General features: G+C 64.9%; 10 protein-coding genes and 1 pseudogene. 3 read left to right on the top strand and 8 right to left on the bottom strand.

Translation table 11 applies throughout. The features are described from left to right. Nucleotides 1-137 (bottom strand): annotated as a pseudogene (locus C1D09_RS34195) (TldD/PmbA family protein); the annotation flags it as partial. Between the two features lie 168 nt (nucleotides 138-305). Here C1D09_RS34195 and C1D09_RS01510 point away from each other — a divergent pair. Beyond that, nucleotides 306-722: a VOC family protein gene (locus C1D09_RS01510; RefSeq protein ID WP_027042200.1), complete on the top strand. Its 417-nt coding sequence runs from the start codon at nucleotides 306-308 to the stop codon at nucleotides 720-722. Between the two features lie 25 nt (nucleotides 723-747). On the opposite strand, the gene epmA is transcribed toward C1D09_RS01510, so the two are convergent. Further along, nucleotides 748-1,794: an EF-P lysine aminoacylase EpmA gene (gene epmA / locus C1D09_RS01505; RefSeq protein WP_143972656.1), complete on the bottom strand. Its 1,047-nt coding sequence runs from the start codon at nucleotides 1,792-1,794 to the stop codon at nucleotides 748-750. 138 nt (nucleotides 1,795-1,932) lie between these two features. On the opposite strand from epmA, the gene efp reads away from it, so the two are divergent. After that, on the top strand, nucleotides 1,933-2,502 hold the full coding sequence (efp, locus tag C1D09_RS01500) for an elongation factor P (RefSeq protein WP_010915481.1): 570 nt from the start codon (nucleotides 1,933-1,935) through the stop codon (nucleotides 2,500-2,502). A 24-nt stretch (nucleotides 2,503-2,526) separates the two neighbouring features. Here the strand turns inward: efp and C1D09_RS01495 are convergent, their stop codons facing one another. After that, a complete protein-coding gene (locus tag C1D09_RS01495) occupies nucleotides 2,527-3,426 on the bottom strand; it encodes an HNH endonuclease (protein WP_143972655.1) in 900 nt (299 codons plus the stop codon). Nucleotides 3,427-3,589: 163 nt separating this feature from the next. On the opposite strand from C1D09_RS01495, the gene C1D09_RS01490 reads away from it, so the two are divergent. Next, nucleotides 3,590-4,126 carry a dihydrofolate reductase family protein gene (locus C1D09_RS01490; protein WP_143972654.1) on the top strand — a complete coding sequence of 179 codons (537 nt, stop codon included), beginning with the start codon at nucleotides 3,590-3,592 and terminating at the stop codon, nucleotides 4,124-4,126. 53 nt (nucleotides 4,127-4,179) lie between these two features. On the opposite strand, the gene C1D09_RS01485 is transcribed toward C1D09_RS01490, so the two are convergent. The 5 genes from C1D09_RS01485 to C1D09_RS01465 form a co-directional block, all read right to left on the bottom strand. Next, nucleotides 4,180-5,049, bottom strand: coding sequence for a patatin-like phospholipase family protein (locus C1D09_RS01485; protein ID WP_143972653.1), 870 nt, complete (start codon nucleotides 5,047-5,049; stop codon nucleotides 4,180-4,182). Continuing rightward, nucleotides 5,046-6,425 carry a M16 family metallopeptidase gene (locus C1D09_RS01480; protein WP_425463395.1) on the bottom strand — a complete coding sequence of 460 codons (1,380 nt, stop codon included), beginning with the start codon at nucleotides 6,423-6,425 and terminating at the stop codon, nucleotides 5,046-5,048. The genes C1D09_RS01485 and C1D09_RS01480 overlap by 4 nt, the downstream gene beginning before the upstream one ends. Nucleotides 6,426-6,436: 11 nt before the next feature. Beyond that, a complete protein-coding gene (locus C1D09_RS01475) occupies nucleotides 6,437-7,825 on the bottom strand; it encodes a M16 family metallopeptidase (RefSeq protein ID WP_143972652.1) in 1,389 nt (462 codons plus the stop codon). 114 nt (nucleotides 7,826-7,939) lie between these two features. Next, entirely contained in the window at nucleotides 7,940-8,494 is a 555-nt protein-coding gene (rsmD, locus tag C1D09_RS01470) for a 16S rRNA (guanine(966)-N(2))-methyltransferase RsmD (protein ID WP_143972651.1), read from the bottom strand. After that, complete coding sequence (locus tag C1D09_RS01465) at nucleotides 8,491-10,518, bottom strand: pseudouridine synthase (RefSeq protein ID WP_143972650.1); 2,028 nt, start codon at nucleotides 10,516-10,518, stop codon at nucleotides 8,491-8,493. Before C1D09_RS01465 ends, rsmD begins: the two co-directional genes overlap by 4 nt. Between the last annotated feature and the right edge of the window lie 52 nt (nucleotides 10,519-10,570).

The following is a 10,570-nucleotide window of genomic DNA, read 5'->3' as shown; positions in this document are numbered from 1 at the left end:
CCGAGCCGCACCGACACGCCGGTGGAACGGCCGCGCACGGCGACCGCGTCGGCGGCATCGGCGCCGGCCTTTCTGGCGGCCTCGACCAGCGCCGCGACGCGGTCGGTCAGTTTTTTAGCGTCCGATGTGTCGGCCATGCCTGTGATCCTGCTTGTCGCGGCCAGCTTGCGGCCGCGCCCACCCATCTATTGTTCCGGTCCGGCTTGTGCAATGGCATAGGCTTCAATCAAAATGCATCGCCACATGGTTCCCACCGCGAACCCGGTGACGCAAAATCGGTCCGCAGCCCGCACGGAGCATCCTTCATGACGCCTTTCCATCTCGCCTTCCCGGTCCGTGATCTCGATGAAACTCGTACTTTCTATGGCGAAGTGCTGGGCTGCGCGATCGGCCGCTCGTCGGCGACCTGGGTCGACTTCGATCTTTACGGCCACCAGATGTCGGCGCATTTGCGGCCGCAAGCCGCGCAAGCCGCCAGCGACGGCAAGGTCGACGGCATTCTGGTGCCGATCCCGCATTTCGGCGCCGTGCTATTGATGGATGACTGGCAGCGCCTGGCGACCCGGCTGGAAGCGCGCGACGACATAGACTGGCTGGAACGGCCCATGGTCCGGTTCAAGGGCGAGCCCGGCGAACAGGCGACCCTGTTCATCCGCGACCCGTCCGGCAACGCCCTGGAATTCAAGGGTTTTCGCTCGCTGGAGCAGGTTTTCGCACACTGAGACCGGACACCACGCGGCCTGTGGCTCAAGAGCCGGCGACCGGCGTCCAGATCACGTCCTCTATTTTCTGAGCCCCGGTCGCCAGCATAACCAGCCGGTCGAAGCCGAGCGCGATGCCGCTGGCCTGCGGCATGATGGCAAGGGCGGTGAGAAAATCCTCGTCGAGCGGATAACGCTCGCCATAGATGCGCTCTTTCTCGTCCATCTCAAGGATGAAGCGCCGGCGCTGCTCCTCGGCATCGGTCAGTTCGCCAAAGCCGTTGGCGAGTTCGACGCCGCAGCAATAGAGCTCGAAGCGCTCGGCGACGCGCTGGTCGCGCGGGCTTGGCCGGGCGAGCGCCGCCTCGGCGACCGGGTATTCGCAGAGAATGGTGGCGCGGCCGAGGCCGAGATTGGGCTCGATCTTTTCAACCATCACCCGGCTGAACAGGTCGGCCCAGCTATCGTCGGGCGCCGTGCGCAGCCCGGCGCGACCAAGCGCGGCGTACAGCGCATCCCGGTCGGTGCCGCCATCGGCGGCGACCGTGGCCAGGAGATCGATGCCGGCATGGCGCAAGAAGGCGTCCGCCACCGTCAGCCGTTCCGGCCGACTGAGCGGATCGCACTCGCGGCCCCGAAAGGAAAAGCGTGTCGCCCCTGCCCTCGTCGCGACCAGCGCCAGCAGGTCGGCGCAATCGCGCATCAGGCTCTCATAGGTCTCGCCCACCCGGTACCACTCGAGCATGGTGAATTCGGGGTGGTGCAAGGGGCCGCGCTCGCGATTGCGGTAGACGGCGCCAAGACTGAAAATCCTGTTCTCGCCGGCGGCGAGCAGCTTCTTGCAGGCGAATTCCGGCGAAGTATGGAGGTAGAGCGGCGCGCGCGCGCCATCCGGCCCGATCGCTTCCGTGACGAAGGCCGCCAGATGCGCCTCATTGCCGGGCGAGACCTGCAGGGCGGCTGCTTCCACCTCAATGAAGTCCTGGGCCGCGAACCACTCCCGCAAGGCCGCGGTCAGCCCGTTGCGCAGCAGCAGGCGCGGGCGGCGGTCGGCATGGACATGGGGCGTCCACCAGGGCGAAGCGGCCGTCATGAGCGGATTGAAGGCATGCTGAGGCGCCCCATGTCAGTTTGCAGTGGGGGCTGGCGGTTCGCGCCAAGATGCGCTAGGCCCCAATCCAGCGCCGCGCAAGCCGGCAAACGCCCACTAACTCTCGCAGGATTTAAAACCGTGGTGAAAGTCATCGCCAGTTCGCTCCGCAAAGGCAATGTCGTCGACAAGGACGGCAAGCTTTATGTGATCCTCTTTGCCGAAAACATCCACCCAGGCAAGGGCACGCCCGTGACCCAGCTCGACATGCGCCGCATCGGTGACGGGGTGAAGGTCTCCGAGCGCTACCGCACCACCGAACAGGTGGAGCGCGCCTATGTCGAGGAGCGCGAGCACACCTTCCTCTACGCCGACGGCGAAGGCTTCCACTTCATGAACCCGGAAACCTACGACCAGGTGGCGGTGAGCGAAGCCGTGGTGGGCGATGCCGCCCCTTATCTGCAGGAAGGCATGCCGGTGCAGGTGTCGCAGTTCAACGGCATCGCGATTTCCCTGGTGCTGCCACAGCGCGCCACCTTCGAAGTGGTCGAGACCGAGCCGACGACCAAGGGCCAGACGGCATCGTCCTCCTACAAGCCCGCCGTGCTTTCGAATGGCGTGCGCACGGCCGTGCCGCCCCATATCGCGCCCGGCACCCGCGTGGTGGTGATGACGGCCGACGGGTCCTATGTGGAGCGGGCGAAGGACTGAGGGGACTGGCGCGTCAGCGAAGCATTACCGCTTGAAACGGTTTTCGCGGTGCCATTGCAAGAAATGAGGATGCGGGCGTTCAAGTTCTCGGCGCGGCGGAAGCGCGCGGCGGGTCTTGTTCACGAACCCTTGGACGCTCTCGCGGTCATTGACTTGCCGCGAGATCAGGATTTCCAGATCGTCGGCGAGGCTGATCAATCCGCGATCGAACATCCAATGCGCCGTACCAGATAGTGCGAGCCCATTGTTGACGACATCGGGCCCGTTCGCTTCGACGGGTCGAATATGTGCCGCGGCAACTTCCGCCCGACCACCGCCATTTATCAACTTCAGTCCCGTGATCGCGCAGCGCTCATCATAGGCGCGCAAGACGATACGACGGAAGATCCGGTCCCGCACAATTCGCGATCCGATGTAACTTATGCGATCGCGGCTGTGCTCGAACCGGAAGGGCGCCTCTTCATCCTGAAATCCGGATGAAATGCCGATTTCATCGACGCGTGGCAGCAATGGCTCGCGGGCGTCGAGGCCGAGATCGAGGATGCGATTGAAGTCGCTCGGGCTGATCGATCGGACGGCCGATTGAGCGCGACCAGAAATCCGCCCTTGGTCGTTAAGCAAACCTCGCTCAACGAGCCCATCCATCCCATTGAATGGAACGGGATTGGCGAAATCGAGGTATGATCCCGGCTCAATCAACGCGAGATACATGCCGGACGCCACAGGGTCAGGGATAACTTGCTGGACTTTGGCCAAGGCGAAATAGCCGCGGGTATCGTCTACTTTGCTGGGTTCATAGTAGATGATCCAATCGCCGACGCATGCTTCCACGCGACGCAGATACTGGCCGGGGAACTGATATCGCTCGGCGGGGCTGTCATCGTAGATCGAATCCGAGCGGTGGATGAAGACCCCGAATCCCATGATCTTCCTATAGCTTGGGAATAGCCGCTGAGATGTAGCACCAAAATTCGACTTTGGAGCCTGGTCCAGTCCAGAAACTCCTCCATGACAAAACACACGGATTTTTCAGGGCCTGTAGCAAAAGGTCCGTGTGGTTCGTCCTTTGAGCGAAGAGGAGAACACCATGCGACAACTCATCGTCACCGAATTCATCAGCGTCGACGGCATTGCCGAGGTCGAGAAATTGCCTGGCGTGACCTGGAACGACGAGATGAACAGGTTCAAGGAGGATGAACTTGCCGACAGCGGCGCCATGCTTCTGGGGCGTACGACCTATGAGATCTTTGCCGGCTCATGGCCCAGGGAAACGGGGGATTTTGCCGACCGGTTCAACGCGCTGCCGAAATACGTCGCGTCGACGAGTTTGAAGGCGCTCGACTGGAAACCGGCCGAATTGCTCACAGGCTCGCTGCCGGAAGCGGTGAGGACGCTGAAGCAAGGCAGTGGCGGCAACATCTATGTGCATGGCAGCCTCAGCGTCGCGCAGGAATTGTTGCGCCACGGGCTGGTCGACCGCGTCAGGCTACTCAGCTATCCCGGTTCCGTCGGCCAGGGCAAGCCGCTGTTCCCGCCGGGCGAACAGATGGCGCTCGAGCTGATTTCGGCCACGCCGTTCAGCAACGGCGTTGTTGCGCTGGAGTATGCTCCGGCGAAGTCTTAGGGGGCTTCCAGGCAGACCTCGACACAGGACCGCTAATTGCGGCGTGCCACCACTCAGCCGGCCTTCTTACCTCGCCTCCCCTTGATGGCGGCGCCATTGCGTGCCTCCACCACCCTCGCCACCTCGCGCTTCAGCTGATCCTTGATGTCCGCGGTCTCGTTCATCAGAGCGTCGATCTTCAGGAAATCGAGCACGCGGTATTTCGAGACCGACGGGCGGACCAGAATGTCGGGGCGGCACTGTTTCAGCTTGTTGGCGATGATCGACTGCATCATCAGCTGCGTGGCGCCGAACATCAGGTCGACCGAGGTCGGGTGCTTGCGGTCGGCCTCTTCCGGCGCGCCGACGACGTCGACCCCAATGATGATATCGGCATCGTTCTCGATCAGATCGAACGGCACGGGGTTGTAGATGCCACCGTCGATCAGCAGCCTGCCGTCGCGCGTCACCGGGCGGAACACGGCGGGAATGGCGGCCGAGGCGGCAAGCGCGGAATGCAGGTCGCCATCGTCGAACACGGCGAGCTTGTGGCCGAAATAGTCGGTCGCGGTTACCTTCAGCGGAATCTTTAGCTCTGCAAAGGTTTCGGGGATGGCCTCGGGCAAGAACGCCTTCAGGATGCGCTCGACATTGAACTGGCTGACCCGGATGCCGTTCTGCATGGCCTCGGCGATCGTGCCCGGCCGCGCGCGCCACATGCGGCTCGCCACTTCGGCGCGGCGGCCGAGGATCGAGCGGGCATAGTCGTGGATCTCCTTGCCGGTCATGCCCGCGGCCATGCCGGCGCCCATGATGGCGCCGATCGACGAACCGGCGATTGCCACCGGCTTGATGCCGAGCTCGTCCAGCGCCTCGATGACATGGATATGCGCGAGACCACGCGCGCCGCCGCCACCGAAGGCTATGCCGAAGGTCGGGCTCATCCCTTGCCGGCTCCGGCCAGCGGCGGCCCCACCACCATGATGGTCGGCTCGGCCGTCAGCAGCTTCTTCGCCGCTGCCTTGACCTGGTCGAGCGTCACCGCGTTGATGTAGCCGGCACGGCGCTGCATGTAGTCGATGCCGAGATCGTCGAGCTGTAATTCGACCAGCGTCGCGGCGATGGAACTCGAAGAGTCCAGATTTGTGATGGCATAGGCGCCGATCAAATATTTCTTGGTCGCCGCGAGTTCAGCCTCGGTCGGGCCATCCTGCGCCAATCGCCTGGCGACATCGCGTACGATGCCCAGCGTCTCGGCCGCGCGGTCCGAACGCGTGCCGGTGGTGACGATCAGCGCATTGGCATGGTCCTGGTTGACCAGCGAGGAATTGACACTGTAGGCCAGCCCGCGCTTTTCGCGCACCTCCTCGAACAGGCGCGACGTGAAGGTGCCGCCGCCAAGGATCTCGTTCATCAGCACGGTGGGGAAGAAGTCCGCCGACTTGCGCTTCACGCCCGGCCAGGCGAGCTGCAGCGAGGTCTGGGGCAGGTCGTAATTGACCTCGACGCGTTGCGCCAGCTTCGGCTCGACATCGGCGACCAGGGCGAGCGCCTGGGTCTGCGGCAGGTCGCCGAACACCATGTCCAGCTTCTTCTTCAGCGTCTGCGCGTCGATGGCGCCGACCACGGCGACATGCAGTCCGCCGCGCGCGAACACAGCCTTGTGCAGGGCCTTCAGATCGTCCTGCGTGATGGCGGCGATGCTCTGCCTGGTACCCTGGTCGGAGCGCGAATAGGGATGGTCGCCATAGACGGCGCGCGCCCATTTGTTCTGCGCCACGGTGTCGGGATCGTTCTCGTTGGCGATGATGCCGGACAGGATCTGGGCGCGGATGCGATCGATCGGCGCCTGGTCGAAGCGCGGCTCGTTGACCGCCAGCCGCAACAGGTCGAAGGCCTCGTCGCGCTGCTCGGCCAGCATGCGCATGGAGCCATAGACGCCGTCGCGGGTCTCTTCGAAGCTCATCTCGGCGCCGGCATCGTCGAGCCTGACCTGGAAGGCTTCCGAATCGAGGGGGCCGGCGCCCTCGTCGAACAGTCCAGTCATCAGATTGGCCAGTCCTTCCTTGCCCGCCGGATCCTGCGTCGAACCGCCGCCGAAGACGAAACGGACGGCGACGATCGGTACGGAATAGTCCTCGACCAGCCAGGCGGTGATGCCTTTTGGCGAGGTGACCTGCTGGATGTCCATTGCGCGGGCTGCAAGCGCGGGCAGGATCAGGAAGAGGATGGAGAGGAAGAGGGTTGCGAGGGCGGTGGCCGCACGCGGTCTTGCCAAGGGGCGAAGGGAAGGCGCTGTCACCGCCTCGCGCATATGCATAGTGCTCATCATCAATTCCCCGCCTGTTGCTGCGGCAAGAGATAGCCGGTGGTCGAGCGGGCCAGCACCAGATAGCGCGCGGCGACCGCCTTGACCTCGTCCGCCGTGACCTTGCGGATGCGGTCCGGCCATTGCTGGACATCTTGCACGTTGCCGCCGGTGGTCAGCGTCGAGCCATAGATTTCGGCCATGGAGTCCTGCTTGTCGCGGGCAAAGACCATCGACCTGATGTAGCGGTCCTTGGCCTTTTCCAGCTCATCCGGCGTGACGCCGGCGCTGGCGATGCGCGCTACCTCGGCATCGACCGCGACCTCGACGTCGGCCAGCTTGGCGTCGCCGCGCGGGGCGCCATAGACGGTGAAATTGGTGTCGTCGAGCATGGTGCCCTGGAAATACGCGCCGGCATTGGACGCAATGCCTTGCTTGACCACCAGCGCCTGGTAGAGCCGGCTACGATTGCCGCCGCCGAGGATTTCGGCGAGCAGGTCAAGCGCCTCGGCCTCGCCCGGCCTGGCGGTGCGATAGGATGGCACGACCCATTGCGTCGAGAAACTCGGCACGCTGACGCGGGCGTCGGCAAGCGTGACCGTGCGCTTGGTGTTCTGCTCCGGCTCGACCGGGCGGATGCGCGGCGGCAGGTCCGGCCCGCGCACCACCTTGCCGTAGGTCTTTTCGGCCAGCGCCTTAACCGTCTCCGGCTCGACATCACCGGCCACGATCAGCACCGCGTTGTTGGGCCGGTAGTATTTGTCATAGAAAGCGACGGCGTCGGTGCGGTTGAGCTGCTCCATCTCTTGCATCCAGCCGATGACCGGAATGCGATAGGGCTGGTTCTGCCACAGCGTCGCATCGACTTCCTCGTCGAGCACCGCCTGCGGATTGTTGTCGATACGCGAGCGGCGCTCTTCCAGGATGACATCGCGCTCGGTCTTGATGACGTCGTCGGTCAGGATGAGATTGCGCATGCGGTCGGCTTCAAAACCCATCATCTGCTCGAGCGCCGAAGGCGCCACCGTCTCATGGAAAGCGGTGTAGTCGTAGGAGGTGAAGGCGTTGTTGGAGCCGCCAATGTCCGAGATGGCGCGGTCGAACTCGCCGGCCGCGTGATTTGTCGTCGCCTTGAACATCAGGTGCTCGAAGAAATGGGCTATGCCGGATTTGCCAGGCGGCTCGTCGGCGCTGCCGATCTTGTACCAGACCATATGGGTGACGATCGGCGCGCGATGGTCGGGAATGACGACCACCTCCATGCCGTTGTCGAGGAGGAAATCCGTGACCTTGAACTCGGCCGGCTTCGCGTTGGGCGACGCGGCGCTGTCGGCCAGCGCCGGGCCGGTGAGCGTGAAGGCCAGCGAAATTGCCAGCAGTGTCGTCCGCAGCCATTCAGCCCTGGATGTCATCAATGGCTCCGGTTTTCTCTTCAAGACGATAGGCAAGGGGCTTGCGACAAGCAAAGTGATTTGTTGTTGCCGGCAAAGGCGGCGGCAAAGAGGCCACCGCTCGATGCAGGCGTGTCATGCAGCCTCGATGAAGCGGATGATGGTTTCGCCGTAGTTGCGCTCGTCCAGTACCGAAAAGCCGGGGCCCGGCTCGAAGGGAGCAGCCGCCGTCTCCTCGACCACGCAGAGCGCGCCGGGGCGCAGCCAGCCGCCGGCTTTCGCCGATTGCAGGGCGCGCTCGCCCAGCCCCCTGCCATAAGGCGGATCGGCGAAGACCAGGCCGAACGGCGCCAGCGTGCCCGCCTCGCCAAGGCCGGTGGCATCGCGGCGAAAGATCTTGGTGCGCCCGGTCAGGCCGAAGGCCTCGACATTGTCGCGGATCAGACCGCGGCCTTCGGCCGATTCCTCGATGAAGACGCCATAGGACGCGCCGCGCGACAACGCCTCCAGACCAAGTGCGCCGGTGCCGGCGAACAGATCCAGCACGCGCGCGCCGTCCAGCTGTTCGGCAAAGCGATGCGCCAGTACGTTGAACACGGCCTCGCGGGTGCGGTCGGTCGTCGGACGGATGGCGCTGCCGCGGGGCGTCGCCAGCGGACGCCCGCGAAACTCACCGCCAACGATCCTCATCTTGTGCGCGGACCCTTGGGGCCGCCACGCGGCCGTTCGCCGCCACCGGCCGGACGCTCGCCACGGGGCTTGCCGAACGGCTTTGCGCCGCCCGGCTTGCCAGCGGGCTTGCCATAGGCCGGCTTGAACGAGGCCTTGCGCGCCTTGGCCTCCGCCGCCTTGGCGGCATCGGCTTCCGCCCTGCCCTTGCCGATCGGCCGGGCTCCTGGTGCCATCCAGACATTGGCCTTGCGCTGGCCGGGCGGCTCGATCGGCCGCTGCTCGCGCTCGGATTTCTTGCCGCCAAAACCACCGCGCGGCTTGTCGCCAAAGCCGCCACGCGGTTTGTCGCCGAAACTGCCACGTGGCTTGTCGCCGAACCCGCCGCGTTCGGGCCGGGGCCCGCGTTCGCCAAAGCTCTTTTCCGGCCGGTCGCCTCTGCCAGGACTGGTCGACAGTTTGCCGAGTGCCTCGTCGCGGCTGCCTTCGCGGCGCTTGCGGTTCTTGATCAGCCCGCCCTCGCCGATCGGCCGGCGCTCGCCATCGCGGGTGAATTTCGGCCGCTCGGGTTCCGCTTCGCGAACCTCGGTGCGCCGCACCGGCTTGTTGGAGAAGGGTTTTGCTATCTCAGCGTCGAAGTTGGCGCCGGATTCCTCCACCAAGCGCTCGCCCAGCTGATCGCGCAGCACGCGGCCCTTGATCTCCAGCACATGACCCTCGGGTAGATCCTCGAGTTGAAACGGCCCATAGGAAATGCGGATCAGCCGCGTCACGTCGAGGCCGAGCGCGCCAAGGATGTTCTTCACTTCGCGGTTCTTGCCTTCGCGCAGGCCGATCGTCAGCCAGGCATTGGAGCCCTGCTCGCGATCGAGGCTGGCTTCGATGGCACCGTAGAAGACGCCGTCGACGGCAATGCCTTCGCGCAGGCCGGCAAGCGCGCTCTCCTCGACCTTGCCGTGGACGCGCACGCGGTAGCGGCGCAGCCAGCCCGTGGCCGGCAGTTCGAGCACGCGCGACAGGCCGCCATCGTTGGTGAGCAGCAGCAGGCCCTCGGTGTTGATATCGAGGCGGCCTATGGTCATCAGCCGCGGCAATTCGGCCGGCAGCACGTCGAAAACGGTCTTGCGGCCCTCGGGATCTCGGTTGGTGGTGACGACGCCGGCCGGCTTGTGGAACAGGAACAGGCGCGTGCGTTCTATCGGCGGAATCTCCATTCCGTCGAGATGGATGATGTCGCCAGGCATCACATTGAAGGCCGGCGAAGTCAGAGCGCGGCCGTTGACCTTGACGCGGCCGGCGGCGATCAGCTCCTCGGCGTCGCGACGCGAGGCAAGTCCCGCACGAGCCAGCCGCTTGGCGATGCGCTCGCCGGCCTCTTCCGTGGCCTCAGCGGGACGCGGGCGCGGCTTGAAGCCGGCCGATGCCCCTTGGGGCCGATCGCTGAAATCACGCTTAGGGCGGTCACCGCCAAAGTCGCGCTTGGGACGGTCGGCAAAGTCGCGCATCGGACGATCGCCGAAGTCACGCTTGGGACGGTCGAAACGCTTGTCGCCGCCGTCCGCCGATGCGGCAACCGGACGATCGCCGACCGGCGCGTAGGGTTTGCGCGGTCCCTCACGCTTTTCATACGGCTTGCGCTCGCCTTCCGCCGCCCTCGGCCGGTCCCCGCGCGGCGCGTAGGGTTTGCGCGGCCCCTCACGCTTTTCATATGGCTTGCGTTCACCTTCGGCCGCCATCGGACGGTCGCCACGCGGCGCGTAGGGTTTGCGCGGCCCTTCGCGCTTTTCATATGGCTTGCGCTCGCCTTCGGCCGCCATCGGACGGTCGCCACGCGGCGCGTAAGGCTTACGTGGGCCCTTGCTGAATGGCTTGTCGCCGCCCTTGAAGTCGCGCTTCGGCCGTTCGCCCTCGGCGGCCATCGGCCGATCGCCGCGCGGCGCATAGGCCTTCTTGGCGCCGAAGGATGGCTTCCTGTCGCCTCGCGGAGCCGCGGGTTTCTTGCCCGGGCCTTTTTGGCGCGGAGATTTCTTGTTGTTGTCGTCCATGTGGCCTTTGTCCGTTTGCGCTGCTACAGCGTGGCGCATCCTTACGGGCGCG

It is taken from the genome of Mesorhizobium intechi, from assembly GCF_002879535.1.
GTDB lineage: Bacteria > Pseudomonadota > Alphaproteobacteria > Rhizobiales > Rhizobiaceae > Mesorhizobium > Mesorhizobium intechi.
The sequence above is the reverse complement of the archived record's forward strand: the minus strand, read 5'-3'. Positions and strand labels throughout refer to the sequence as shown.

What these genes read in the sequence shown, in the direction of transcription:
- C1D09_RS01510 (WP_027042200.1), top strand. Translation starts at nt 306, where the DNA reads ATGACGCCTTTCCATCTCGCCTTCCCGGTCCGTGATCTCGATGAAACT.
- epmA (WP_143972656.1), bottom strand. Translation starts at nt 1,794, where the DNA reads ATGACGGCCGCTTCGCCCTGGTGGACGCCCCATGTCCATGCCGACCGC.
- C1D09_RS01495 (WP_143972655.1), bottom strand. Translation starts at nt 3,426, where the DNA reads ATGGGATTCGGGGTCTTCATCCACCGCTCGGATTCGATCTACGATGAC.
- C1D09_RS01490 (WP_143972654.1), top strand. Translation starts at nt 3,590, where the DNA reads ATGCGACAACTCATCGTCACCGAATTCATCAGCGTCGACGGCATTGCC.
- C1D09_RS01485 (WP_143972653.1), bottom strand. Translation starts at nt 5,049, where the DNA reads ATGAGCCCGACCTTCGGCATAGCCTTCGGTGGCGGCGGCGCGCGTGGT.
- C1D09_RS01480 (WP_425463395.1), bottom strand. Translation starts at nt 6,425, where the DNA reads ATGCATATGCGCGAGGCGGTGACAGCGCCTTCCCTTCGCCCCTTGGCA.
- C1D09_RS01475 (WP_143972652.1), bottom strand. Translation starts at nt 7,825, where the DNA reads ATGACATCCAGGGCTGAATGGCTGCGGACGACACTGCTGGCAATTTCG.
- rsmD (WP_143972651.1), bottom strand. Translation starts at nt 8,494, where the DNA reads ATGAGGATCGTTGGCGGTGAGTTTCGCGGGCGTCCGCTGGCGACGCCC.
- C1D09_RS01465 (WP_143972650.1), bottom strand. Translation starts at nt 10,518, where the DNA reads ATGGACGACAACAACAAGAAATCTCCGCGCCAAAAAGGCCCGGGCAAG.